The following is a 24,625-nucleotide window of genomic DNA, read 5'->3' on the forward strand; positions in this document are numbered from 1 at the left end:
GGGTTCTTACTCGGCGATCACATCCAGCAGAGCGGTTCGCACCTGTTGGCGGAACAGGACGCCGAGCAACGTGTACCGGTGTTCTGCCACGGTTCCTTCGGAGGCGCAGAGCGCGACGCGATCACCGTCGAGTTCGTAGTGCGCCCAGCTCGGTCGCTCGACGATCTTGCATGGCGACCAACCACACATAGTGTGATTCTTCCGCGACGGCACGCACAAGTTCGAATATTGTCGTCCAGAGAAGCGTTTGGCTGATGTGAACTTAAGGCCGTATGTGAACGGTGGGCGCGAGGGGGCCAACAATGCGAGTGAACCCTGAGCTTCTGCGTGGTTTCGCGGGTGAGATTGAAACCGCGTCCGCGGCGATACATGGTGCAGATGTCGGGCACATGGTTAGCACGGCCGCCGATGGTCTTGCCGGATCTGCAACCCAAGTGGCGGCCCATGTGGTTAGCGAGCATGTGGCGACGCTCGCGAAAACGATCGCAAAGAATGTCAGCGATATGGGGGTTGCCGTACGTGGTGCCGGTGATCGGTTCGAGGTGACCGATGATGCTCTGGCAAACGGCTTCGACGGATTGTTCTGAGCGGTGTTGCCGTCGCGTCCTCGGCTGCAAGGCTGGAATCCGGAATCGTTGACGGCCGCGGCCTCAGGCGTCAACGCTGGGGGGCAGTCGATCTACGGCGCCGTTCGCGGGATCGATGACGGATGTGAGCGCCTGCCGGATGCGGGGACGTGGGAGGGCGCTTCGCACGCTGCGGCGACCAGAATGTTCCAGCGCGGGACCAGGGAAGCTTCGGATTTCGCCCATTACATGAATGGGATCGCCACCGCACTCTCGAAAGGTGCTAGCTCCATCGGTAGCGCGCGAACTGCCTTACTGAACGAGGCAAACGAGATCGACCAAGGAGAACTCCACGTCACCGATCAGTGGGTGGTATTAATCAAGCCGGCGCGGATCTCTGCGGAGAAGGCAGCGGCCCTTCAGAAGCAGGCGGAGCAAGAGCAAGCGACCATCAATCGGCTGCTGTCGGCGGTTGGCGACGCCGACGATGAGACTGCGGCCGGCGTACAGGCTGCTGCAAAAAAAGCCGGCTATACGCAGCCAGGCCCGGAGTCGATGGAATCACTTTTCCCTCAAGGACCGTCTCAGCCCGCCGACGAGGTGCCCAATCCCCGAACCATGCAGGGTCTGGCGGAGCAGGGAAGGATTCGCGGCGAAGACATGGGAGTCGCGGTCCGCGAGAGCAGACGGACCAAAGACAAATGGAATAACGACGTCACCACGGTGACGATGCAGGACGGCAGCAAACAGATAATCACCAAATACGATCCGTGGTTCGACCCGTCCAAGTCGGACTTCGTGTCCGTCGAGCACATCGGTAGAGACGGCGCCCTGATCTCGGACACCGGCTCGTGGCGGGACCCCTCGACCAAGGTCAAGTACACCAGCGTCACTTGGGCAGACAGGACGAACTTGACGGTGACGGAGACACCCGACGGATCCCGCACTGCGGGGGTGACGACCGCCGACGGTCGACACGGAGTAGTTCCTGCCAGTAGCCCCTTCTTCTCTCATCCGGTGCTTACCACAGTCGGAGGCGCACTCACAGGCTTGGAGAAACATGCCGAAAGAGGCGGCGGGATACCCATGCTGACCGCAGGATCGGTGGAGGACGTCGGGAAAGCCGCACGGTTCGCCGGTCCAGCGCTGGGCATCGGAACCATGGCCTACGACATGGCGACTGCTGAGAGCCGCCATGACGCATGCGTAGCGGCAATCTCCGGGATCTTCGGATCAGGGGGTGGTTGGGCTGCTGCTGAGGGCGGTGCGGCGGCCGGCGCTGCGACAGGTCCAGGCGCTCCGTTCTTTGTCCCCTTCCTCGCTGGTGTCGGCGCGATTGGAGGAAGTTTTGGTCTCGGTGGCGTCGGCGCAAAAGTGGGTGACGTGGTTTGTCCGTATTAGAGCTGCCAAGACCCGAGCACTGGCGTGAAAGGCTACCGGTGCTTGTGGTCGTTACGTTGATCGGCGCTGCAGCCTTCGGTGTGCTATGCGCTACCTGGTCGGCGATCGTCGTGGCTCGTGGCGAATACCTGACAGCAATCGTTATGCTTGGGTTCGCGATTTCCTTGTGCAGCATCGTATTAGCGATGATCATGGTCCATCTCGGTCATGTCAGGCTGCGGGCCGAATCCGACTCCACCGGAACAATGCTGAGCGCCGACCGGACCGTCAGCTGGCTGTTTTGTATCGCCATCGTGGCGTTTATTCCAAGCGGGACGCTATTTACCGTGTTTGTGCCGGGTGGTGGGCTCGACATCCCGATGATGACCGCCGGGCAGCGGGTCTTTTATCCGATCGTCATGGGATTCATCGTGCTCTGGTGTTTCATCGGATTGGGTAGTGCCATGGCTCGGGGTGGAGTAGGCCATGTCCGGTTAACACCACGTGGGTTCGAAACTGCTGACATTTTCTTCACCAAACGTGGATCCTGGGCCGACGTCACTGACATCACCGATGAAGCTCCTGACGGCAAAGGGCGATTTCCGGCCGTCATGGTCATGAAAGATGACGCACCGCAAGTCATCAACGGTCTGGACTACTTCGTTCCGCGCGGCACTGCGTTGTACTGGATGATCCGTCACTATTGGAAACACCCGGAAAGCCGCGCCGAACTGACCGATGGCCGGGCGCTCCAGCGGCTCCGTGACGAGCAGTTTGACGTTGAATAGGATCTCCCGCAACGAGTGCCGACACCCTAATATATCGCCTGGTGTTTCACCCGGCCCATTCCTCGTGGGCCAGCGGCGACTCGTTCAGCAGATCGCGCCGGGCACGCCAATCCGGCAGGAAGCCGTCCATGAGAATGGTGAAGCGTTCGCTGTGATTGCGCTCGAGGTAATGGGTCATCTCGTGAACAGTGATGTACTCCAGGCAGTCCGGGTGCTTCTTCGCGAGCTCGACATTGAACCAGATATGTCTGGTCCCTCGGTTACACGAGCCCCATTTGGTTTTCATGCGGCGGATACTCCAGCGCGGCACCGACACGCGGAGCACGGGCTCCCACTTGGCGATCAGATCCGGCACAACGGTTCGCAGCTGTTGGCGATACCAGTGGTCGAGCAGTAGACGTCGCCGCTCCGGGCTGGTGCCGTCGGGCGTGTAGAGCATGAGGCGATCACCGTCGATCTCGTAGTGCGCCCGGCCGGGTCGCTCGACGACCTTGAGGCGATAACGAACGCCCCAGACATAGTGCGATTCCCCGGTGACCATCTCGCGCTGCGATTGGCGCTCAGCATCTTGTAACTGCTTGCGCTGTCGTTTGATCCACGGTAGCCGCTCGATGACCGCCAGGCGCACATGGTCGTCGTCAAGCCGCTGTGGCGCGGCAACCCGCACTCGGCCTAGGGGAGGATAGACGCCGATGTGCAGGTTTTTGATGTCCTTGTAGACGATATCGACGTCGATACCGGCGACGCTGAGATAGCCGCTACTGGTACTCATCTTGGGCCTTCACCAGATCCAACAGCTCATCGAGCCGGTCGAAGCCGTCGGGCAGGACGCCGCTGATCGCACGCCGCACGACCTTCTCCTTCATCGTGTTGCCGACCCAGTCGTGCGGCTTGTTGGTCAGGATCACGGTGTTGACCTTGATCGGTGTAGCCGGGTCTGGCCAACCGAAGTCGATCAGTGCCCGACGGGCGCGGCTGTCGGCCCAGTCGGGATAAACCGTGTCCGTCTCGCCCTTGCCGAGTTTCGCGGCTTGTTCGACCAGCTTGGCCAGGTACTCCTTGTACTCCAATGCGCCCTTGCGCCGCTCTTCGAGCAGCGCGTCGAGGAGATCGGACATCTTGTCGTAGTACTTCGGGTTGGCGGCGTGCTCGTCGATGATGAGCTTCCGCATGTTGTTGACGATGGTCTCGGCGACGGCTTCGGGATCCTTCTTGATCCCCGGCGGCAGCTTGTCGATGGCGCCCTTACCGAGTCTGACGATCAACTCCACCAGTCCGGCGTCCCGGAAATTCGACACCACCTCGGACGACTTAGCGCTGATGTAGGTGTCGAGGATGTACCGCATTCCAGCCTCGAACTGCTTGAAGTCGACCTTCTCCCCGGCGCCGAGCTTCACCTCGTCGCGCACCGACGTGTAGTGCTCCACCTCAGCCTTGATGGCGGCGGCGTCAGCGTCGCTGTACCCGGCGGCCGACATATCATTGGCCAGTTCGCCGTACGCGCGGGTAAGGGCTGCAACCGACTTGTAAAGCTTGACGCGCTTGGCCTCATTGGCCTTGATCTGCTCGGCGTTACCCGCCTCCTGCGCGCAGAAGTACTGCTGATACTGCAGCGTGTCCTTCGGCGGCGCGACCCGGTCACACAGCGCACGGATCTGCTCCAGTGCCTCATCGAGATCCTCACGCCCACCGGTCAGACGGTCCGTCAATAGCCCTTCGATGTCTTCCTTGTCGTAGCCGTCGAGTGCGCCGCTGGTGTAGTCGGTAATCGCCGATTCCAGTGAGTTGAACAGGTCCCGATAGTCCACGATGTAGCCGTATCGCTTGTCGTCGCCGTCGAGCCGGTTGACCCGGCAAATCGCTTGGAACAGGCCATGATCGGCCATCTTCTTGTCGATGTACAAGTAGGTGGCACTGGGGGCGTCGAAACCGGTCAGCAGCTTGTCTACCACGATCAGCAGCCGCATCTGGCCCGGCTCGTTGACGAACGCGTGCTTGACGTCCCTCTCGAACTGTTCGACCTTGCCCATCGCGGCGTCCTCGGATTCACCGAAGTGATCGGCGAGCATGCGACGGTAGATCTCGTACTGGCGCAGCTTTTCGGTTGCACCGTGACCGGAGTCTTCCTTCGAGATATCCGCCGGATTCGGTGCGTAGCTGGTGACGATAGCGCACTTGCCCTTGAAGCCGGCCTGGCAGAACAGTTCATAGAACGTGCAAGCTTGGTAGATGCTGGATCCGACGAGCATCGCGTTGCCGCGACCGTCCATCAGGCGCGGCTTGGTGTTCATGTCGATGAGAATGTCGTCGACGATCTGACGGGCACGCGGCTCGGCGCTGACCACCTTCTGCATGGTGCCCCAACGCTTCTTGAGTTCGGCCTTGGATAGGTCGGTCATGCCCTTGGTCTGCGCGTCGAACCACTGGTCGACCTTGGTCGGCGAGGTCAAGTCTTGGTCGATGTTGCGTGCCTCGTACCGCAGGTCGACGACGACGCCGTCCTGTACCGCCTCGTCGAACTTGTAGGTGTGAATGAAGCTGCCGAAAGTTTCGATGCTGGTGGCTTTGTCGGCCTTGAGCAGCGGGGTGCCGGTGAAGCCGATGAACATAGCGCCTGGCAGCAGCTTCTTCATCGCTTCATGCATTGTGCCGGACTGGGTGCGGTGCGCTTCGTCGATGAAGATGAAGATATTGCCCTTGGCGGCAAAGTCTTTCGGTACCTTCGACTTCAGCTTGGCGATGAAGTCGGCCCGGTCGTCGTCAGTGTCATCCTCGGAGGCGCGGAACTTGTGGATCAGCGAGCAGATCAGCCACGGCGGGCTCTGGTTCAACGTGGCGAGCAAATCCGCGCCAGAGGTGGTGCGGTAGATCTGCTCATCGACACCGCCGAAGACCTTCTCGATCTGCTCGTCGAGTTCGGTGCGGTCGGTAATCAGCAGCACCCGCGCGTCGTGTTGGTGCTCGCGCAGCCACTTGGCCAGCCACACCATGGTCAGCGATTTGCCCGAGCCCTGGGTGTGCCAGATGATGCCACCCTCGCGTTTGGCGACGCGCTTTTGCGCGGCCTTGACACCGAAATACTGGTTGTGGCGGGCGGTCTTCTTGACGCCGGCGTCGAAGACCATGAAGTCGTGAATAAGCTCCAACAGGCGGTCTTTCGCGCACATCTGGGTCAGCCCGCGGTCGAGCGGCTCTTGGGTGTCTGACGGTTCCTTCCAGCTCAGCCAGTACTTCTCAGGGGTGTCGATGATTGCGTAGCGCAAGCCTTCGACGTCGTTGCCCGCAAAGGTTAGCTGGACCGTCGTGAAAAACGGTCGGATGAAGTCGGCTTTCTGGTTACCGATGGTCTGTCTTATGCCTTCGGAGACAGCCACTTTGGACCGTTTGAGCTCGATGGTGGCGATTGCGATGCCATTGACATACAGCACCAGGTCTGGGCGTTTGGTGTGGCTGCCGGCGATGGTGACTTCTTCGGCGATCGCGAAGTGGTTGGCGTCCGGATGTTTCCAGTCGACGAGCCATACCGTCTCGTTGTGTTGGCCTTTGCCGGCCTTGACCTTGACGCCGTAGCGTAGCAAGCCGTAGACGTCGCGGTTGGACTCGTACAGGTCTCGGCCACCGCCGAGGGACGCGTCGCTTTTCAGCCGATCGATGGCCTTGGTGATCAGCGTGTCGCTGTAGCTATGGCTTTTGAGATGCTGCTTCAGTAGTTCGATTTCGACGTTGCTGTTGTGCTCGCGTGTTGACCAGTTGCCGAGGTACTCGTAGCCGAGGGAGTTGCAGAATAGCTCGACGACGTGGTCTTGGGTCTTGCGTTCGATCTGGCCGACGGTGCTCATGATTGGTCTCCGGCGGCGTCTTCAACCCCCGCGTTCTGCCAGCTGCCGTAGCTGATCCCGGAGTCGGGGATCTTCCACTCGATACGGCCGTTGGCGGTCCGTCCGAAAACAACACCGGCAGCCGCACTCGGACTGGCGAAGACCTGGTCGTGGGTGAATCGCAATAAACCGTCCCCGTTGGCAGCGATCGAGCCGTCCTGCAGCAGCTTCTGATGGAGCGCCTTATAGGCATGATTGCTGGCGCCTACCCATGCGTTGCGCGCCTGGGAACCTTCCAGCACGGTGAATTCGCCGTCGATCTCGCGAGCCCTAGCGACGATGCCTTCCTTCTTGAGGTACAGCTCGAACAACGGTGATTCAGCAGGTGTGTCGGTAGTCTGCCCACCTGTGGACGCTGCGGTCGTGGGATTGCTCGTAGCGGCAGAACGAAGGAGGTTGACACCAAGCACCGGCAGGACGATTTTGACCTGGCTGACGTAGTACTCCATGTCCGACACGTCGGCTTCGGGTAGGACGATCGGTGTGGGTGCGGTCCCATTAATCAGGCGCGCCCGTTTCGCCGTATGCGCCAAGGCGATGAAGCGGCTTTCCAGATAGCGGGCGTGCGCCTTGGTCAGGTTGGCATCCTTGCTGGTCAGGACGACGGCGCGGTCCCAGAAGTCCTTGCCGCCCAGTTCTTCTGGCCGCGCATGCTGATACAGCCGCTTGCTGATGTCATCGCCTTCGCCGATGTAGGCCAGTTGTCCGCCAAGGCTGCCCGGGTCGTCGCCGAGCAGGACGTACACACCGGTTCTATTCGTCTCAGGCCGCTTGACGAGCGCGGCCAGGTCGGATCGGGGCGCGGCCACGACATGGCCTGTCCAGTTCATGATCTCGGCGGTTAGCAAGCCGCCTGGCGTGCCGTCGGCGAGAAAAAGGCGGACTGATTTACCGACGCTCATGGTTGGTCTCCCGACAGTTGCCGTCCCTCGTCATCTGGCTTGCGCTGGCTGAGCATCTTCTTGCTGAACCGGTCGAAATCCGATTCGACGGCGCGAGACTCGTCCAGTTTGAACTTCTCGAACTCGGCCGCCGCATGTTCAGTAGCCAGTTCGTGGGAGATCGTTCCGGCGGAGGTCAGGATGTCGCGGTCGTTCAGGGTCAGGAACCCGTCGAGCTTGGCGACCCAGTCGGCCATTCTCATCGGTATCCGCCGTTGCGCCTGGCCTTCGGCGAACACCAGGTACTGCTCGACGAGATTGTTCAGCGCCCGTAGCTCGTCTTGTTCGTAGTAGTTCTTGGCGATCGCGATGTCGGATTTCTTGATCCGCGCGCCGCGCCAGCTGGTTAATCCCATGTTCGGCTTCGACGCGTCGGCGCGCCGTCGAACCACCTCGGCGGCGGTCTGCCCGGTGATCGCCCAGTGCAGCTTGTTCTGAACGGTGGCGTAGAACGTCTGCGTCAGTTCGGCGGCCGAGTCATAGTCGATCGAAGTCGCATAGACATCGGTGATCTTCTGGTAGAACCGTCGCTCCGAGGTGCGGATGTCCTGGATGCGTTGGAGCAGCTCGTCGAAGTAGTCGAACGGCAGGTCGGGGTTCTTCAGCCGCTCGTCGTCCAGCACGAAGCCCTTGACGATGTACTCCCGCAGCCGCTGCGTTGCCCAGATGCGGAACGCCGTCGCCGTCCGCGACTTCACCCGGTATCCGACCGAGATGATCATGTCGAGGTTGTAGTGGGTGAGCGACCGTTGCACATCGCGTCCGCCCTCACGTCGAACTGTTCGGAAATCCCGAACAGTTCGCGCCGGGCCAAGCTCACCCTCGTCGATGACGTTCTTGATGTGCTCGCTGATATTGGGCTTGGACGAATCGAACAGCTCGACAATCTGCGCCTGCGTCAACCACACCGTCTCGTCGTCGAATCGGACGTCGATCCGGATGGCGCCGGCCTCGTCTTGGTAGACGAGGAACTGACTGCGTGTGGGCTCTAGCTCGCTCATCCGCTCGAGTCCGGGACTGGCAGCCGGGTACAACCCGTGAGGAGTTGCTGCATCATGCCTTGCTTAATGGCTTTGGCTTTGGTAAGGCGTTCGTCGAGAACACCAAGTTCACGGTTTATGTCGGCGGCGATTTCGCCGATCGCACTCTGCTCGTCCATAGGTGGCAGGTCGACGGTGATGCCCCGAAGGATCGATGTGTTCAGCGACGGCATTGTCTGGCCAACAGCCACCGACCGGACTGACTCACGAAATCGTTGAGAGTGAAACTGTGCACTCATGAAGGCGGGATCTGCCCGCTTCTTGTCGAACCGGACACGAAGCAAGCGGCCAGAGAAGAGCCAGCCCTCCTCGAAAGGAGAGATCAATGCATTGCGGTCGATTGAACCCACGCGGCTGAATACCACGTCACCCGAACGCAGGGCATAGGCGTGTAGTCTTTGGCAATCTCCGTTCGAAACCATTGGCGCGTCTTTGGCTGCTACTCCTCGTTCTCCGAGGTGCTCCACAGTGATAATTGGGGTGCCATCGGAGACGTAGTCCCTCTCATGCAGTGTTGAGCCAAATGGCCCCGTCTTCACATCGGCAATATCCCCGACGGTTGTGAGGGTCCACTCTGCTGTGAAGCCAAGCAGACGCGTTCTGCCGGTGAGAAGTTGCCGCATCATGCCCTGCTTGATCGCATGCTTCTTGGCGAACATGCGCTCTAGCGAGGCGATCAGGTCATCGCAGTCAGTAAGAGCATCGGCGATACGCTTCTGCTCCGCTAGCGGTGGAGCAACTGTTTGTAAATTGCCGACCGCTGTTAGATTCATTCCCGTTTTTGCGCCGGTATCGGTTGAGGCAACGAATTGTCTTTGCGGGCGCCAGCTGGACAAGTAATATGCGACGAACCGACTGTCTACTCTTTTGGTATCTAATCGTACTCTCGCAATATGCTGGTTGATGTATGCAGGGCTCGGCACGCCATCGTCTACATATCCGATGATTCCGATATCGGCTGTGATAGAGACAAGAAGATCGCCGACACGCAAGCGTGTTCGATCAGCTTCGGCATCGTTTCCGCTTAGCATGACGAACCTGTTATTTGAGAGATCAAGGTGAATGTTCTCTCGTCTGAGGTTTGTGATGCGCACAAATAGATCGCCGTGATCGGAGTAATAACTCGCCCAACCGCGTGAACCGCTCGTTACATTCCCACCAAGACCGGCAAGGGTCTGTATCTCCCAATCCCGAGGTAGCGCACCGATCGCTGCGATGTTTGTGCGCCTGCTTAGTAGCGCCCCAGTCGTCATCTGATTCCCATGGCTTCGAGGTGGCCCGCGATCTTCGCTTCGAGCCTCTCTATGTCAACGTCGAGAGCGCCGACGGTTTCTCCGTAGCGTTCGCCAAGTTCTTGTATCCGCGAAACTAGCCCGAGCGTCAGCTCCTTGACCTCTCCAGCAATCCGATTAGCCACCGCCCCATGCCACTTGTCATCGAGCACAAGCTGTTTGATCTCCGGCAGCGTCAACTTCCCGTACTTCTTCAGGGTCGCCACGTCCAGCGCCGCCTGCGCTTCCTTGGCTTTCTTCTTAACTCCGGCCTCGGCGTCATAAAGCCCGATCAGATGCGTCAGCGCGTCGATCTCGTCGGCGTCGGCCTTCTCAAGCCGGGCGTCTTTAAGTCGCGCAGCCGCAAGCGCTTTAGTGATCTTGTCGTCGTCCATCGCGTCAGCGAGCAGCCCGTCCTCGACGGCGTGCTCTTCGACGTACTCCTCGATCGCACGGCCGCACTCTTCGACTTCGGCGTTGAGGTCGTCGACCTCCGCCTGCTCGTGGGCGAAGAAGCGCGCGACGATCAGCGCAGGCGGGATGAGGTCCATCTTGTACTTCGCAGCGCTGCGGCCCGAGCCGGTGACGAGATCGGGTATTTCCGAGAGCTTGCGGTCTTTGTCCTCAATCGTCTTGCGAGGCTTAGCCGCGCCCATCCAGCCCTCGTTCATGATCAGGAAAACGTCGTCGTGCATGACGGTGTGCCAGTAGGTCATCAGCTGCTCGTAGACGTCGTACTCGTCGAGCAGCGCCACCGGCTTGAACCTGGCCAGCAAGTCGTCGCTGATTATGGCGATCAGTTCGTTGGGGACCGTCGTCGCGTCGATGCTCTGCAGTATCGGACGGTGCTTGGCGAACCAGCTGTCGACCTTGCGTGCCGCCCTTTTAGCGAACACCGCAAAGTCGTCGGAGTCGAGGACGGTCTGTTGAACCTCACCGATGTCCACTCGCAGGGCGCTGTAGCCGGCTCGTTTGCGTTTGAACAACGCCGTGCGCAAATCCGGGAACGCATCCCAGTAGCCGGCCAGCGCGTCGAGATCGCGGTTGGGGATGCCGCCATGCAAGTGCGCGTATAGATCCTGGATGTCCTCGGGCTCCGAGGAGTCGATGTAGCGGGGAATGTTGAGGTTGTAGTCGTTCTTCGGATCAGCGATCTCCGCCAGCGGCACCATCCGCGAGTAACGCTCGACGTCCAGCCGTTTGGTGAAGACGTCGACAATCTTGTGGATATCCTGGCTGCGCAGCCGGTTCTTCGGGCCGTCTTTCATGAAGCCTTTGGACGCGTCGACCATGAACACGCCGGTGCGCCCGGCCGCGTTCTCCTTGTCGAGCACCACGATGCAGGCCGGGATGCCGGTGCCGTAGAACAGGTTGGGCGGCAAGCCGATAACACCCTTGATGTAGCCACGCTTGAGCAGCTCCCTGCGGATGGTCGCCTCGGCGTGACCCCGGAACAACACCCCGTGCGGCAGGATGATCGCGGCCTTGCCGGTGCTCTTGAGCGACTTGAGCACATGCAGCAGAAAGGCGTAGTCGCCGTTTTTCTCCGGCGGGCGCGCGAACCCGTCGAAGCGGCTGTACTCGTTCTCCAGCCCATTGGTCCACGACTTGACCGAGAACGGCGGATTCATCACGGCGAAGTCGAACGTCTGCAGCTGGCCCTGCTTGGTGAGCTGGGGACTGGTCAGCGTGTCGCCCTTGCGGATGTCGGCGATCGCGTTGCCGTGCAAGATCATGTTCATCCGGCACAGTGCCCAGGTGGCGTTGTCTTTCTCCTGCCCGTAGATCGTCATGCCGTGCGGCGCCTCGGCGGCGGCCTTGAGTAACAACGAACCCGACCCACACGCCGGGTCGTAGACCGTCGCGTCCCGGCGGGTTTGCGCGCCGATGCCGACCACCTTGGCCACCACCCGGGAGACCTCGGCCGGGGTGTAGAACTGGCCCTTGCTCTTGCCGGACTCGGTGGCGAAGTGGCGCATCAGGTACTCGTAGGCGTCGCCGAGCAGGTCGTCGCCCTCGGCGCGGGAGCCTCGGAAGTCCAGGTCGCCGAAGATGGTGACCAGCTTGGAGAGCCGGTCTTGCATCTCCTTGCCCTTGCCGAGCTTCTCCTCGTCGTTGAAGTCGGCCAGGTCGATGACCTTCTGTAAGCCGTTGGCCTCGGCAAGCTTGGCGATGATCTTGTTGATCCGGTCGCCGATCTCCTTGTCGCCCTTGGCGGCCAGCATGTTGTCAAACGAGCCGCCCCTGGGGACGTCGATCAAGCTGTTCGGGTCGGCCTTGGCCTTGTCCGAGACGTACTTCACGAACAGCAGCGTCAGGATGTAGTCCTTGTACTGGCTGGCGTCCATGCCGCCGCGCAGTTCGTCACACGACTTCCAGAGCGAGCTATAGAGGTCAGATTTCTTCAGGGCCACTGGTGAAGCTCCCCGTTTCGTTGCTTTGATTCTTGGACCACGTCTCGGCGGATGACTGCCTGCGTCATGGTGCTGCGAGCCTATCGAGACGCACCGACAGGGGGGCCGGCTTCTGAAACGTCGGGACGTATGACGCGTTCTGCGTCGCGACCACGTCGTGGCAGCCGTTTGTCTGGTCGTCGCTCGGCTATGTGCCTTGTCCATCTGCGGACCTGCAGAACTCTGTTGCGCGTACGTACCAGGTGAGTACACTCACGGTATGAGTTCGGTAGAACGCGCGAGCCGCGGACGCATCAACCTGCGGATCGATGCAAATCAGGAGGCACGTCTGCGAGCCGCCGCTGAGGCGGCCGGGGAAACGTTGACCGGGTTCTTGCTTTCGGCCGCCGGGGAGCGCGCCGACGATGTCCTCGAACGTGCCGGGCGAATCGCCTTGAAGAACGCGGAATTCCAACGGTTCGTCGCCGCGCTTGACGGGCAGGCGGAGCCGATGCCAACTCTGAGCCGCTACGCGCAAGAGTCCAGCCCGATCTCCTCCCGGTGAGTAGCAGTCACCTTCGACCCGTCGAGTTGCTCTCTCGTGAGGATCGTCTTGATCGATTCGATTCTGGAATCGCCGGGCTCGATCGTTGGTTGCGCAATTCTGCGCTCGTCGCCGCCTCAGCCGGGACCGCGGCCACCTATGTGCTGCGCCGAGGTGAAACGGTAGTGGGCTACTACGCGCTGGCGATGAGTTCGGTCACTCACGGCGACGCCCCGTCAAGGCTACGGCGGGGGATGCCTGACCCAGTGCCCGTTGTACTTCTGGCACGTTTAGCGCTCGACCGTAGCGAGCAGGGGCGACGCCTCGATGGCCATCTTCTGGTCGACTGTCTTCGTCGTTGTGTCCGCGGTGGCGCAGAGTTCGGTGCGCGTGCCGTCGTCGTAGACGCCATCGATGAGCGCGCTGCAGAGTTCCACCGGCACTGCGGCTTTCGTGACCTCGACCAGGGAAGGTTGTGGCGACGTCTCAGCGATATTGCAGCGGCCCTTGGCATTTGAAACTCTCGCGCGGTAGCTAATTCGTTACGGAACCTCGTCATCCTCGCCGTCGCCTTCACGCAGGAGCCGCTCGGGATGGTGGTAGCTGTTGGTTCTCGGTTGGCCGTGGTCGAGATGTGGGGGTGGGATCCATTCGGTATCACCGCTTTTGAGTTTGCGGGTTTTCCAGCCACCGGAGGTGACCAGTTTGTGGTGCGGCCCGCAACCCAGGGTCAGATCATCGATGTCGGTTTCCCGGCATTGGGCGAAGTCGGTGACGTGGTGAACCTCGGTGAGGTAGCCCGGCATATCACAGTTGGGGAACGTGCAGCCACGATCCTTGGCGTGCAACACGATTCGCTGACCCAGTGAGGCCAGCCGTTTGACGTGATACAGCCCGATCGCCTTGCCCTTGTCGAAAACCGACAGGTAATGATGAGCGTGGGAGGCCAGCCGAATCACATCAGACATCGGTAACAAGGTGCCCCCGCCGGTGAGGGCTTTGCCGGCGCCGGCTTCGAGCTCGGCCAGCGTGGTGGACACGATGATCGTCGCCGGTAGCCCGTTGTGCTGACCCAAATCGCCGGAAGCCAGCAGCGCACGGCCGGCGGCGATCAGCGCGTCATGGTTGCGCTGCCCAATGCTGCGGGTGTCGCGCTCGATGGCCTCCTGCGAGGGAGTGCCGCTCACACAGGGGGTGGGGTCGTCGGGGTTGCACATGCCCGGGGCGGCCAGCTTGGCCAACACGGCATCCAGGGTGGCGCTGGCTTCGGGGGTCAGGTATCCGGTGATCGGGCACATGCCGTCGATGTCTTGTTTGCCCCGGATCAGGCTGCGACGCCGCGCGCGGTCGGTGTCGGTGAAATCGCCATCGGGGTTGAGGCAGTCGGTGAGCCGGTCGGCCAGCTTGGCCAAGTCGTCGGGGCGATGCTCGCCGGCCAACTCGGCCAGGTGGGCTTCGGCGCGCTCGCGGGTTTCCACATCCACGGCGTCGGGCAGCCGGTGATAAAAGCTGCGGATCACCGCCACATGACCGGCCCCGAGGCGGCCGGCGCGCTGGGCCTCGGCAGTCGCGGCCAACAGCGGCTCCAACGGTCCACCGGTGAGCGCCCGGCGCGGACCCAGGTCGGCGGCTTCGCCGATGCGGCGGGCGGCGTCGGCGCGGGTGATCTGTAACCGCTCGGCCAGCGCAAATGACAGCTTGCCCCCCAGTTCGGCTTCGTCGGCCTGCTCGCCGAGCTGGTTGATCAGCGGATGCTCGACGGCGGGCAGCTGGCGGCGCAGCGTCTCACACCGCTGCAGCATGACCAGCCGCTCAGGCGTGGTCAGCCCGTCAAAGCACAGGTCCAGGGCGCGTTTGAGGTAGGCGGCCAGCCCATCGAAGACCTCGTCGATCTCTTCCCGGCTATTCGAACGCATATTCGAATGATACCGGAAGGCGGCGACAACCGCTGCGGTTATCCACAGGAAGAACTACAGTGACACAAGTGATTTGAGGGGTACGAGTATTCATAAAACGAGGAGCTGACGACCATGCCCAAGGGTGTTGCCGAGCCACCTGGCAAAGGAAGTGGCGGGCGGCTAGCTGGTCCCGGCCTATCGGCGTTGCCCCCGATCCCGTGGGCCGACATAATGACGCCAAGTGTGCAGGTGAGCGGCATAGCAGCCAATGTCCGACACACCGGGCACGGCAACCCAGTCACAGAAGCAACACCAGGCACACTGGTAACAACAAACGATGCCGGAAGGGTGTTGCCGTGTACCGAGTTTTTGAAGCCCTGGACGAACTGGGCGCGATAGTCGAAGAAGCCCGCGGAGTGCCGATGACGGCCGGCTGCGTGGTGCCGCGCGGCGACGTGCTGGAGTTGATCGACGACATCAAGGACGCCATCCCCGGTGAGTTGGACGATGCCCAGGATGTGCTCGACGCCCGCGATTCGCTGCTCCACGACGCCAAGACCCACGCCGACTCCATGGTGTCCTCGGCGACCACCGAATCCGAGTCGATGCTCAACCACGCCCGCTCGGAGGCCGACCGGATCCTGTCCGACGCCAAGTCGCAGGCCGACCGGATGGTGGGCGAGGCGCGCCAACACAGTGACCGGATGGTCGGCGAAGCTCGCGAGGAGGCGGTCCGCATCGCTGCCTCGGCCAAGCGTGAATACGAGGCCGCCACCGGCCGCGCCAAGGCGGAATCCGACCGGTTGGTCGAAGAGGGCAACATCTCCTACGAGAAGGCCGTGCAAGAGGGCATCAAAGAACAGCAGCGGCTGGTCTCGCAGACCGAAGTCGTGGCGTCGGCCAACGCGGAGGCCACCCGGCTCATCGACTCCGCGCACGCCGAAGCCGACCGGATGCGCGGCGAGTGCGATATCTACGTCGATGCCAAGCTCGCCGAATTCGAGGAGTACCTCAACGGCACGCTGCGCTCGGTCAACCGCGGTCGACACCAACTGCGGACCGGGGCCGGCACCCACGACTACGCGACGCGTTAGTTCGGATTCGGACTGCTGCCTGCCCCGCCCGTAAAATCGCGGGCATGCCTAGGCAGCACAGCTCGACAAGGCACCGGCGGCCAACGTCACCGCTCGCGATCAACGTCGCGCGGCTGCCGCGACGGCCGGGGGCGATGTTCTCGGTGCATGACACCGTGGCCAGCCCGTCGCGCATCGGGCTGGACTTGATCGCAATCGAGCGCGGGGCGCCGATGCAGCTGGATCTGCGGGTGGAGTCGGTGTCCGAAGGCGTGCTGGTGACCGGCACAGTGGCCGCGCCCACCAGCGGCGAATGCACCCGTTGTCTGGGATCGGTCACCGGGCAGGTGCAGGTCGACCTGACTGAGCTGTTCGCTTACCCCGACAGCGCCACCGACGTGACCACCGAGGACGACGAGTTCGGCCGCGTCGTCGATGACATCGTCGACCTCGAGCAGCCCGTCATCGACGCCGTCGGGTTGGAACTGCCGCTGTCGCCGGTGTGCCGCACGGATTGCCCCGGGCTGTGCCCGGACTGCGGGGTTCCGCTGGCCACCGCCGAACCCGGTCACCACCACGACCAGATCGACCCGCGCTGGGCCAAGCTGGCGGGCATGGTGCGCCCGGACGAGGACACGGCGCAGTCGTGAACAGCCTGCTCGAGGCGCTCGGGACGGACCTGCCCGACGAGCTGCTGACATTGGCGCTGACGCACCGCAGCTACGCCTACGAGCACGGCGGGCTGCCCACCAACGAGCGCCTGGAGTTCCTCGGCGACGCGGTGCTGGGACTGACCATCACCGACGAACTTTTCCGCCGCCACCCCGACCGCTCGGAGGGCGATCTGGCCAAGCTGCGATCCAGCGTGGTCAACACCCAAGCGCTCGCCGACGTCGCACGTGGGCTGACTGACCAGGGACTCGGAGCCCACTTGCTGTTGGGCCGCGGCGAGGCCAACACCGGCGGCGCCGACAAATCGAGCATCCTGGCCGACGGGATGGAGTCGCTGCTGGGCGCGGTCTACATACACCACGGGATGGACACGGCCCGGCAGGTGATCCTGCGATTGTTCGGTGGGCTGCTGGACGCCGCGCCCACGCTGGGCGCCGGCTTGGACTGGAAGACCAGCCTGCAGGAGCTGACCGCGGCGCGCGGCTTGGGCGCGCCGTCCTACCAGGTCACCTCCACCGGGCCCGATCACGACAAGGAGTTCACCGCCGTCGTCGTCGTCATGGACACCAAGTACGGCACCGGTGTGGGTCGATCCAAAAAGGAAGCCGAACAGAAGGCCGCTGCAGCAGCCTGGACTGCCCTCGACAGCGCGTGATGTAGATGCCCGAACTCCCCGAAGTCGAGGTGGTGCGGCGCGGGTTGCAGGACCATGTGGTCGACAAGACGATCACCGCGGTCCGGGTGCATCATCCCCGCGCGGTGCGCCGCCACGAGGCCGGTCCGGCCGACCTCACGGCGCGGCTGCTCGGCGCGCGGATCACCGGCTCCGACCGCCGCGGCAAATATCTGTGGCTGACGCTGGACGGCGACGCGGCGCTGGTCATCCACCTGGGGATGAGCGGACAGATGCTGCTCGGCACTGTCCCCAATGTCGGCCATTTGCGGGTCGCCGCGGTGCTCGACGACGGGGCCACGATGAGCTTTGTCGACCAACGGACGTTCGGCGGGTGGCTGCTGGCCGATTTGGTGACTGTGGACGGCAGCGTGGTCCCCGCGCCGGTGGCGCATTTGGCCCGCGACCCGCTCGACCCGCGATTCGACCTCGCCGCCGTGGTTAACGTACTGCGGCGCAAGCATTCTGAGATCAAACGCCAACTGCTCGACCAGACCGTGGTGTCGGGTATCGGCAACATCTATGCCGACGAGGCGCTGTGGCGGGCCAAGGTGAACGGGGTCCGTCTCGCCGACGCGTTGACCCGCCGCACGTTGACGGCGGTACTGGACGCGGCCGCCGAGGTGATGCGTGACGCGTTGGCCCAGGGCGGTACCTCATTCGATGCGCTGTACGTCAACGTCAACGGCCAGTCCGGCTATTTCGAGCGGTCGCTGGATGCATACGGTCGCGACGGCAAACCCTGCCGGCGCTGTGGCGCGGTGATCCGCCGGGAAAAGTTCATGAACCGCTCGTCGTTCTACTGCCCTCGCTGCCAGCCCCGCCCGCGCTGACTCCTGTTTGGCCGGGCGCGAGCGTGCGCTATCCCGGGCGACACGCCGGGCAAATTACCGGGAACACGCACGCTCGCGCAGAGGGCGTCAGTCGAAGATGTCGCGGCGTACCGACCCCGGCGGCGCGTCCGGATCGACGAACCATTCCCGAGCGAACAGCAGCCCGAACACCTGAGGTGGCAGGCGCAGCAGCACCCCGAACATGCGCGCGGCGATACCGGTACTGCCGATCTGCGAGCGATGAGCGGCCAACGCATCCCGCTTCTGCCGCGCAAAACGGAAAACGTCGATCCGGTGGGTGATGGTTGCCCGCGGAGCGTATGCGGTGCGGACGACGTCCGGCTCGTACGGCGCCGGCAGTCGCAGCACCCGAGCGAGATCGCTGATCCGGCACAGCCATTCCCGCGGCATCGTCACCTCGAGCACTCGCGGCGTGCCAGCGAGTTCGGCCGCCCGCTTGCCGACATGGTGGACCTGCACATGATCACGGTGGTGATAGCCGCCGTTGGATTGGTAGTTCAGCAGCAGGTCCGCGTTTTCGTCGCGAAGTATCGTCGCCAGTCGTTGCGCGGCCTCCTCGACATCCGCTCGTCCGAACCTGACGCGTCCGGGCGGGTCGGGATAGAACTCAGGGCCGTATCCGCTATCGGCGTAGCCGAGGCACTCGACCCGCTGCGCTCCGAGAATGCCTGCGCTCGAACGTAATTCGTCCAGCCGAGGTCTTTCTTCAGTATTGTCCAGATGGCCGTCGGTTGCCGTGACGACGACCACGCGGTGCCCGGCTGCCGCCGCTCGCGCCAGCGTGCCGCCGGTCAGGATGACCTCGTCGTCCGGGTGGGCGTGAAATGCGACGACGGTGGCCATGGGTTGCAGTATTACCCGACCTCGTCGATTGCCGCACACTGTAGAACTGACCCATGACGCAACTGTGGGTGGAACGCACCGGGGTCCGTCGCTACACCGGCCACAGCTCGCGGGGCGCGCAGGTCCTCGTCGGGTCCGAGGACGTCGACGGGGTGTTCACACCGGGGGAGCTGCTGAAAATCGCGCTGGCCGCCTGCAGCGGAATGGCCAGCGACCAGCCGCTGGCCCGCCGGCTCGGAGACGACTACCCGGCCACCATCAAAGTCTCCGGCGTGGCTGACCGTGAGCAGGAGCGGTATCCGCTGCTGGAGGAGACCCTCGAGATCGACCTGTCGGGCTTGACGGACGACGAGAAGGCGCGCGTGCTGACGGTCGTCGAGCGCGCCGTCGACCAGGTCTGCACGGTCGGCCGCACCCTCAAGTCGGGCACCAACGTGACTTTCGAGGTGACCAGTGGGTGAGGTGCGGCTCACCGCCTGGGTGCACGGCAAGGTGCAGGGTGTCGGCTTCCGCTGGTGGACCCGCTGCCGGGCTCTGGAACTGGGTCTGACCGGCTACGCCGCCAACCGGCCCGACGGGCGGGTCCAGGTCGTCGCGCAGGGCTCACGTGACGCCTGTGAACAGCTGTTGCAGCTGTTGCAAACCGGTAAAACACCTGGCCACGTCGACAACGTAGTTGTCGATTGGTCGCCGCGCGGCGAACCGATCAGCGGCTTCACCGAAAGGTAGTCTGCACGCCGTGTACCTCAAGAGTCTGACGCTCAAGGGCTTCAAGTCCTTTGCCTCGCCGACGACTCTGCGTTTCGAGCCGGGCATCACCGCCGTGGTCGGGCCCAACGGCTCGGGCAAGTCCAACGTGGTCGACGCCCTGGCCTGGGTGATGGGCGAGCAGGGCGCCAAGACGCTGCGCGGCGGCAAGATGGAAGACGTCATCTTCGCCGGCACGTCGTCGCGCGCGCCGCTGGGCCGCGCTGAAGTCACGGTCACCATCGACAACTCGGACAACGCGCTGCCGATCGAATACTCCGAGGTGTCGATCACCCGGCGGATGTTCCGCGACGGCGCCAGCGAATACGAAATCAACGGCAGCGGTTGCCGATTGATGGACGTCCAGGAGCTGCTCAGCGACTCCGGTATCGGGCGCGAGATGCACGTCATCGTCGGGCAGGGCAAGCTCAACGAGATCCTGGAGTCGCGGCCGGAGGACCGTCGGGCGTTCATCGAGGAAGCCGCCGGGGTGCTCAAGCACCGCAAGCGCAAGGAAAAAGCTGTCCGCAAGCTGGAGGCGATGTCGGCGAACCTGGCCCGGCTGACCGATCTGACCACCGAACTGCGTCGCCAGCTCAAGCCGCTGGGTCGCCAGGCCGAGGTGGCCCGTCGCGCCCAGACCATCCAAGCCGACCTGCGCGACGCGAAGCTGCGGCTGGCCGCCGACGACGTCGTCACCCGGCAGGCCGAGCTCAACGACACCAACGAGGCGGAAGCGGTGTTACGCCGCGAGCACGACGAGGCCGCCACCCGGTGCGCGGTGGCCTCCGACGAGCTGGCCACCCACGAGAGCGCGTTGGCCCGCCTTTCTGAACGCGCTGAACGCGCACAGCAGACATGGTTTCGGTTGTCCGCGTTGGCCGAACGGGTCAGCGCGACCATACGTATCGCCAGCGAGCGCGCGCAGCACCTCGACGTCGAGCCCGCTGTTGCCGGCGGTCCGGACCCCGACGCGTTGGACGCCGAAGCGCAACAGGTGGCCGCACAAGAACAGCGGTTGCTGGCGGAGTTGGCCGGCGCTCGCACCGGGTTGGAGGCCGCCCGGGCGGAGCTGTCGCACCGTGAGCGCAGCGCCGCCGATGCCGAACAGGCACACCTGGCGGCCGTGCGCGCCGAGGCCGACCGCCGGGAGGGCCTGGCCCGGCTGGCCGGCCAAGTCGAAACCATGCGCGCGCGGGTCGAATCGATCGACGACAGCGTCGCCAAGTTGTCGGAGCGCATCGAGGAGGCCGCCACCCGAGTGCAGCACGCGGTGGCGGAGTTCGAAACCGTGCAGAGCCGCGTGGGTGAGCTCGATCAGGGTGAGGTAGGTCTCGACGAGCATCACGACCGGATGGTGGCGGCGCTGCGACTGGCCGACGAGCGGGTCGCCGAACTGCAGTCCGCCGAGCGGGGGGCCGAACGTCAGGTGGCGTCGCTGCGGGCCCGCATCGACGCGCTGTCGGTGGGACTCGAACGCAAGGACGGCGCCGCCTGGCTCACCGAAAACCGCAGCGAAGCAGGGATTTTCGGAACCATTGCGAAGCTGGTCAGGGTTGAGTCCGGCTACCAGACGGCGCTGGCCGCGGTGCTGGGCGCGGCTGCCGACGCCGTCGCCGCTGACAGCTTCGGCGCCGCCCGCTCAGCGGTGACCGCGCTCAAGCAGGCCGACGGCGGACGGGCGGCGATCGTGCTGGGCGACTGGTCGGCCGAGCCCGAACGGGTCCCGGCCGTGCTGCCCGACGGTGCCCGCTGGGCGCTGGACCTCATCGAGGCGCCGCCGCGGCTGCGCGGCGCGATGACGGCGATGCTTTCCGGCGTCGCGGTAGTTGCCGATCTGAGTGCGGCGCTGAATCTGGTGGCGGCAAGCCCGCGGTTGCGCGCGGTCACCCACGACGGCGACCTGGTCGGGGCCGGCTGGGTGAGTGGAGGATCAGACCGCAAGCCCTCGACGCTGGAGGTGGCCGGCGAAATCGACAAGGCCGGTGCCGAACTGGCGGCCGCCGAGGCTCAGGTCAACCAGCTATCCGCCGCGCTGTCGGGCGCGCTCAGTGAGCAGGGCGCGCGGCAGGACGCCGCCGAGCAGGCGCTGGCCGCGCTCAACGAATCCGATGCCGCGATCTCAGCGATCTACGAGCAACTGGGCCGGCTGGGTCAGGAGGCCCGCGCCGCCGACGACGAATGGCGCAGGCTCTTGCACCAGCGCGAGGAGTTGGAGGCCGGTCGCGCCCGGACCCTCGAGGAGCTCGGTGAGCTGGAGACCCGGCTACGCAACGCCGAACAGACCCAAGATGTGTCGGCCACGCAACCCGTCGACCAGCAGGAGATTGCCGCGGCCCGCACTGGTTTAGAGGCTGCCCGCACCGCCGAAGTGGAAGCCCGGTTGACGGTGCGCACCGCCGAAGAACGCGCCAATGCCGTTCGCGGACGAGCGGATTCGCTGCGCCGGGCCGCTGCCGCCGAACGGGAGGCGAGGCTGCGCGCCCAGCAAGCCCGCGCCGCCCGCGAGCGCGCCGCGGCGGTGGCAGCCGCGGTGGCCGACGCCGGGCAACTGTTGGCCGGGCGGCTCAATCGGGTGGTTGGCGCTGCATCGCGCAACCGCGACGCGCTGACCACCGAGCGCCAGCAGCGATCGACGGCGATGACGGCGGTGCGCGACGAGGTCAACACCCTGAACGCGCGGATCGCCACGCTGACCGAAGCGCTGCACCGCGACGAAGTGGCCAAGGCGCAGGCGGCGCTGCGCATCGAGCAGCTCGAACAGATGGTTCTCGAACAGTTCGGGATGGCGCCCGACGACCTGGTCGCCGAATACGGTCCCGATGTCGCGCTGCCGCCCACCGAACTCGAGATCGCCGAATACGAGCAGGCCCGCGAGCGCGGCGAGCAGGTCACCGCGCCGGCGCCGATGCCGTTCGACCGGCCCACTCAGGAGCGTCGGGCCAAACGCGCCGAACGTGAGCTGGCCGAACTGGGCCGGGTCAACCCGTTGGCGCTGGAGGAGTTCGCCGCGCTGGAGGAACGCTATAACTTCTTGTCGACCCAACTCGAGGACGTCAAGGCCGCCCGCAAGGATCTGCTCGACGTCGTCGCCGACGTCGACGCCCGCATCCTGCAGGTGTTCACCGACGCCTACGCCGATGTGGAGCGCGAGTTCGAAGGGGTGTTCGCAAGCCTTTTCCCGGGCGGAGAGGGCCGGCTGCGGCTGACCGATCCCGACGACATGCTGCACACCGGCATCGAGGTGGAGGCCCGCCCGCCCGGCAAGAAGATCAAGCGGCTGTCGCTGCTGTCCGGTGGCGAGAAGTCGCTGACCGCCGTGGCGATGCTGGTGGCGATCTTCAAAGCCCGGCCGTCGCCGTTCTACATCATGGACGAGGTCGAGGCCGCGCTCGACGACACCAACCTGCACCGGCTGCTGCAGCTGTTCGAACAGCTGCGCGCCCAATCGCAGCTCATCGTCATCACTCACCAGAAGCCGACGATGGAAGTGGCCGACGCGCTGTACGGGGTGACGATGCGCGACGACGGCATCACCGCGGTGATCTCGCAGCGAATGCGCGGCCAGGAGTTGGTCACCGCCGGATAGCGCCGCCAATGACCGGCCCTCGGTGTTGCGTGTGGCCCCTGGAACAATGGCGTGGTGTCCGAAGCTCTGTGGATCGCCGTCGCGGTCATCGCTGCACTGGTCGTCATCGCCGCACTGATCTTCGGCCTGGTCCGCTACCGCCGGCGACGGATCAGTTTGTCGCAGCAGCCCGCAACGCTCGACCGCTCTGGCGGCTACACCACGTCAGCGGGCATCACCTTCAGCCAGACGGCTCCGCCGGTCCAGCCGGCTGAGCGCATCGACACCACCGGCCTGCCCGGTGTCGGCGACGACGCGACCATCCCGCGTGACGCTCCGAAGCGCACCGTCGCCGATGTTCAGCTGCCCGAACCCGAAACCGAAGCACCGCCCGCGCCGCCGGCACCGCCCGCACCGTCCGCGCCGAAAGCTCCGGACCTCGAGGCGATTGCCCCGGCCGAAGGCCGGTTGGAGCGGTTGCGCGGGAGGCTGGCCAGATCGCAGAACGCGTTGGGGCGCAGCATGCTGGGCCTACTGGGCGGTGGGAATCTCGACGAGGACTCCTGGGAGGAGGTCGAAGAGACGCTGTTGGTGGCCGACCTGGGGCCGACGGCCACCACGTCGGTGGTGTCCCGCCTGCGCAGCGAGCTCGCCAGCCAAAACGTGCAGACCGAGGCCGATGCCCGCGCGGTGCTGCGGGAGGTCCTGATCAGCGAGCTGCAACCCGAGTTGGATCGCTCAATCCGTGCGCTGCCGCACGCCGATCATCCGTCGGTGTTGCTGGTCGTCGGTGTCAACGGCACCGGCAAAACCACCACGGTCGGCAAATTGGCGCGGGTGCTGGTCGCCGACGGACGCCGGGTGGTGCTGGGCGCCGCCGACACGTTCCGGGCCGCTGCGGCCGACCAACTGCAGACCTGGGCCGCCCGGGTGGGCGCCGAAGTGGTGCGTGGCGCGGAAGGCGCCGACCCCGCCTCGGTGGCCTTCGATTCGGTGGACAAGGGCATCGCCGCGGGTGCTGACGTCGTCGTCATCGATACCGCAGGGCGATTGCACACCAAGACCGGGCTGATGGACGAACTGGGCAAAGTCAAACGGGTGGTGACGCGGCGCGCGGCCGTCGACGAGGTCCTACTGGTGCTCGACGCCACCATCGGGCAGAACGGGCTGGCGCAGGCGCGGGTGTTCGCCGACGTCGTCGACATCACCGGAGCCGTGCTGACCAAGCTGGACGGAACCGCCAAGGGCGGCATCGTGTTCCGGGTGCAGCAGGAATTAGGTGTGCCGGTCAAACTCGTCGGCCTCGGCGAGGGACCCGACGATCTCGCGCCGTTCGAGCCCGCCGCCTTCGTCGATGCCCTACTGGGCTGACGCCCCCCGGTGCGATCGCCAGCGCGGCGCAGCCGGGCGCCGGGGGCACCCCCAGCCGCGGAGCGGCGAGGGGGACGGGTCGCCACCCATCGGCACCCGTGAGCATCCTGTAACGCTGGCGAAAC

Annotated in this window: 22 protein-coding genes; 12 read left to right on the top strand and 10 right to left on the bottom strand. The window is 64.2% G+C overall.

Features of this window, described 5'->3' with window-relative positions; translation table 11 throughout:
• Positions 1-6 precede the first annotated feature (6 nt).
• On the bottom strand, positions 7-189 hold the full coding sequence (locus tag AC5Y42_RS07040) for a hypothetical protein (protein ID WP_499896870.1): 183 nt from the start codon (positions 187-189) through the stop codon (positions 7-9).
• A gap of 113 nt (positions 190-302) precedes the next feature.
• On the opposite strand from AC5Y42_RS07040, the gene AC5Y42_RS07045 reads away from it, so the two are divergent.
• From AC5Y42_RS07045 to AC5Y42_RS07055, 3 genes are read left to right on the top strand one after another with little or no spacing between them, the layout of a single operon-like run.
• Complete coding sequence (locus AC5Y42_RS07045; protein WP_499896872.1) at positions 303-587, top strand: WXG100 family type VII secretion target; 285 nt, start codon at positions 303-305, stop codon at positions 585-587.
• Between the two features lie 3 nt (positions 588-590).
• A complete protein-coding gene (locus tag AC5Y42_RS07050) occupies positions 591-1,967 on the top strand; it encodes a WXG100 family type VII secretion target (RefSeq protein WP_499896873.1) in 1,377 nt (458 codons plus the stop codon).
• Positions 1,968-2,005: 38 nt separating this feature from the next.
• A complete protein-coding gene (locus AC5Y42_RS07055) occupies positions 2,006-2,734 on the top strand; it encodes a hypothetical protein (RefSeq protein WP_499896874.1) in 729 nt (242 codons plus the stop codon).
• A gap of 46 nt (positions 2,735-2,780) precedes the next feature.
• Here AC5Y42_RS07055 and AC5Y42_RS07060 read toward each other — a convergent pair whose 3' ends face one another.
• Genes AC5Y42_RS07060 through AC5Y42_RS07085 form a run of 6 tightly spaced genes read right to left on the bottom strand, consistent with a single transcriptional unit; the run spans position 2,781 to position 12,278 of the window.
• Positions 2,781-3,506: a M48 family metallopeptidase gene (locus AC5Y42_RS07060; RefSeq protein ID WP_499896876.1), complete on the bottom strand. Its 726-nt coding sequence runs from the start codon at positions 3,504-3,506 to the stop codon at positions 2,781-2,783.
• Positions 3,493-6,573 carry a type I restriction endonuclease subunit R gene (locus AC5Y42_RS07065; protein WP_499896877.1) on the bottom strand — a complete coding sequence of 1,027 codons (3,081 nt, stop codon included), beginning with the start codon at positions 6,571-6,573 and terminating at the stop codon, positions 3,493-3,495. Before AC5Y42_RS07065 ends, AC5Y42_RS07060 begins: the two co-directional genes overlap by 14 nt.
• Positions 6,570-7,514 carry a GIY-YIG nuclease family protein gene (locus tag AC5Y42_RS07070; protein ID WP_499896879.1) on the bottom strand — a complete coding sequence of 315 codons (945 nt, stop codon included), beginning with the start codon at positions 7,512-7,514 and terminating at the stop codon, positions 6,570-6,572. The genes AC5Y42_RS07065 and AC5Y42_RS07070 overlap by 4 nt, the downstream gene beginning before the upstream one ends.
• The gene (locus AC5Y42_RS07075; RefSeq protein ID WP_499896881.1) at positions 7,511-8,554 is read right to left on the bottom strand and encodes a virulence RhuM family protein; all 1,044 of its coding nucleotides are present in this window, start codon (positions 8,552-8,554) and stop codon (positions 7,511-7,513) included. Before AC5Y42_RS07075 ends, AC5Y42_RS07070 begins: the two co-directional genes overlap by 4 nt.
• Positions 8,551-9,846: a restriction endonuclease subunit S gene (locus AC5Y42_RS07080; RefSeq protein ID WP_499896882.1), complete on the bottom strand. Its 1,296-nt coding sequence runs from the start codon at positions 9,844-9,846 to the stop codon at positions 8,551-8,553. The genes AC5Y42_RS07075 and AC5Y42_RS07080 overlap by 4 nt, the downstream gene beginning before the upstream one ends.
• A complete protein-coding gene (locus AC5Y42_RS07085) occupies positions 9,843-12,278 on the bottom strand; it encodes a type I restriction-modification system subunit M (RefSeq protein ID WP_499896884.1) in 2,436 nt (811 codons plus the stop codon). The genes AC5Y42_RS07080 and AC5Y42_RS07085 overlap by 4 nt, the downstream gene beginning before the upstream one ends.
• 259 nt (positions 12,279-12,537) lie before the next feature.
• Between AC5Y42_RS07085 and AC5Y42_RS07090 the strand changes: the two genes are divergently transcribed.
• Positions 12,538-12,822, top strand: a complete 285-nt coding sequence (locus AC5Y42_RS07090) for a type II toxin-antitoxin system TacA family antitoxin (RefSeq protein WP_499896885.1) — start codon at positions 12,538-12,540, stop codon at positions 12,820-12,822.
• Between the two features lie 269 nt (positions 12,823-13,091).
• Here the strand turns inward: AC5Y42_RS07090 and AC5Y42_RS07095 are convergent, their stop codons facing one another.
• Positions 13,092-13,244 (bottom strand): hypothetical protein, encoded by a 153-nt coding sequence (locus tag AC5Y42_RS07095; protein WP_499896886.1) that lies wholly within the window; start codon positions 13,242-13,244, stop codon positions 13,092-13,094.
• A gap of 99 nt (positions 13,245-13,343) precedes the next feature.
• Complete coding sequence (locus AC5Y42_RS07100; protein ID WP_499896888.1) at positions 13,344-14,717, bottom strand: HNH endonuclease signature motif containing protein; 1,374 nt, start codon at positions 14,715-14,717, stop codon at positions 13,344-13,346.
• Positions 14,718-15,055: 338 nt separating this feature from the next.
• On the opposite strand from AC5Y42_RS07100, the gene sepIVA reads away from it, so the two are divergent.
• The 4 genes from sepIVA to mutM are packed head-to-tail and all read left to right on the top strand — an operon-like array spanning position 15,056 to position 17,950.
• Complete coding sequence (gene sepIVA / locus AC5Y42_RS07105; protein ID WP_499896889.1) at positions 15,056-15,793, top strand: cell division protein SepIVA; 738 nt, start codon at positions 15,056-15,058, stop codon at positions 15,791-15,793.
• Positions 15,794-15,837: 44 nt separating this feature from the next.
• Positions 15,838-16,422: a YceD family protein gene (locus tag AC5Y42_RS07110; protein WP_499896891.1), complete on the top strand. Its 585-nt coding sequence runs from the start codon at positions 15,838-15,840 to the stop codon at positions 16,420-16,422.
• Positions 16,419-17,099, top strand: a complete 681-nt coding sequence (gene rnc / locus AC5Y42_RS07115; RefSeq protein ID WP_499896893.1) for a ribonuclease III — start codon at positions 16,419-16,421, stop codon at positions 17,097-17,099. The genes AC5Y42_RS07110 and rnc overlap by 4 nt, the downstream gene beginning before the upstream one ends.
• 5 nt (positions 17,100-17,104) lie before the next feature.
• Entirely contained in the window at positions 17,105-17,950 is an 846-nt protein-coding gene (gene mutM / locus AC5Y42_RS07120) for a DNA-formamidopyrimidine glycosylase (RefSeq protein ID WP_499896894.1), read from the top strand.
• An 87-nt stretch (positions 17,951-18,037) separates the two neighbouring features.
• Here the strand turns inward: mutM and AC5Y42_RS07125 are convergent, their stop codons facing one another.
• Entirely contained in the window at positions 18,038-18,814 is a 777-nt protein-coding gene (locus tag AC5Y42_RS07125) for a PIG-L deacetylase family protein (RefSeq protein WP_499896896.1), read from the bottom strand.
• Positions 18,815-18,867: 53 nt separating this feature from the next.
• Between AC5Y42_RS07125 and AC5Y42_RS07130 the strand changes: the two genes are divergently transcribed.
• The 4 genes from AC5Y42_RS07130 to ftsY are packed head-to-tail and all read left to right on the top strand — an operon-like array spanning position 18,868 to position 24,500.
• The gene (locus tag AC5Y42_RS07130) at positions 18,868-19,275 is read left to right on the top strand and encodes an OsmC family protein (RefSeq protein WP_499896897.1); all 408 of its coding nucleotides are present in this window, start codon (positions 18,868-18,870) and stop codon (positions 19,273-19,275) included.
• Complete coding sequence (locus AC5Y42_RS07135; protein ID WP_499896899.1) at positions 19,268-19,543, top strand: acylphosphatase; 276 nt, start codon at positions 19,268-19,270, stop codon at positions 19,541-19,543. The genes AC5Y42_RS07130 and AC5Y42_RS07135 overlap by 8 nt, the downstream gene beginning before the upstream one ends.
• Before the next feature lie 10 nt (positions 19,544-19,553).
• Positions 19,554-23,150, top strand: a complete 3,597-nt coding sequence (gene smc, locus AC5Y42_RS07140; protein ID WP_499896901.1) for a chromosome segregation protein SMC — start codon at positions 19,554-19,556, stop codon at positions 23,148-23,150.
• Between the two features lie 54 nt (positions 23,151-23,204).
• On the top strand, positions 23,205-24,500 hold the full coding sequence (ftsY, locus tag AC5Y42_RS07145) for a signal recognition particle-docking protein FtsY (RefSeq protein ID WP_499896903.1): 1,296 nt from the start codon (positions 23,205-23,207) through the stop codon (positions 24,498-24,500).
• The last annotated feature ends 125 nt before the right edge of the window (positions 24,501-24,625 follow it).

It is taken from the genome of Mycobacterium sp. NGS48 (assembly GCF_059812585.1).

What these genes read in the sequence shown, in the direction of transcription:
- AC5Y42_RS07040 (WP_499896870.1), bottom strand. Translation starts at nt 189, where the DNA reads ATGTGTGGTTGGTCGCCATGCAAGATCGTCGAGCGACCGAGCTGGGCG.
- AC5Y42_RS07045 (WP_499896872.1), top strand. Translation starts at nt 303, where the DNA reads ATGCGAGTGAACCCTGAGCTTCTGCGTGGTTTCGCGGGTGAGATTGAA.
- AC5Y42_RS07060 (WP_499896876.1), bottom strand. Translation starts at nt 3,506, where the DNA reads ATGAGTACCAGTAGCGGCTATCTCAGCGTCGCCGGTATCGACGTCGAT.
- AC5Y42_RS07065 (WP_499896877.1), bottom strand. Translation starts at nt 6,573, where the DNA reads ATGAGCACCGTCGGCCAGATCGAACGCAAGACCCAAGACCACGTCGTC.
- AC5Y42_RS07070 (WP_499896879.1), bottom strand. Translation starts at nt 7,514, where the DNA reads ATGAGCGTCGGTAAATCAGTCCGCCTTTTTCTCGCCGACGGCACGCCA.
- AC5Y42_RS07075 (WP_499896881.1), bottom strand. Translation starts at nt 8,554, where the DNA reads ATGAGCGAGCTAGAGCCCACACGCAGTCAGTTCCTCGTCTACCAAGAC.
- AC5Y42_RS07080 (WP_499896882.1), bottom strand. Translation starts at nt 9,846, where the DNA reads ATGACGACTGGGGCGCTACTAAGCAGGCGCACAAACATCGCAGCGATC.
- AC5Y42_RS07090 (WP_499896885.1), top strand. Translation starts at nt 12,538, where the DNA reads ATGAGTTCGGTAGAACGCGCGAGCCGCGGACGCATCAACCTGCGGATC.
- AC5Y42_RS07100 (WP_499896888.1), bottom strand. Translation starts at nt 14,717, where the DNA reads ATGCGTTCGAATAGCCGGGAAGAGATCGACGAGGTCTTCGATGGGCTG.
- AC5Y42_RS07110 (WP_499896891.1), top strand. Translation starts at nt 15,838, where the DNA reads ATGCCTAGGCAGCACAGCTCGACAAGGCACCGGCGGCCAACGTCACCG.
- mutM (WP_499896894.1), top strand. Translation starts at nt 17,105, where the DNA reads ATGCCCGAACTCCCCGAAGTCGAGGTGGTGCGGCGCGGGTTGCAGGAC.
- AC5Y42_RS07125 (WP_499896896.1), bottom strand. Translation starts at nt 18,814, where the DNA reads ATGGCCACCGTCGTCGCATTTCACGCCCACCCGGACGACGAGGTCATC.
- AC5Y42_RS07130 (WP_499896897.1), top strand. Translation starts at nt 18,868, where the DNA reads ATGACGCAACTGTGGGTGGAACGCACCGGGGTCCGTCGCTACACCGGC.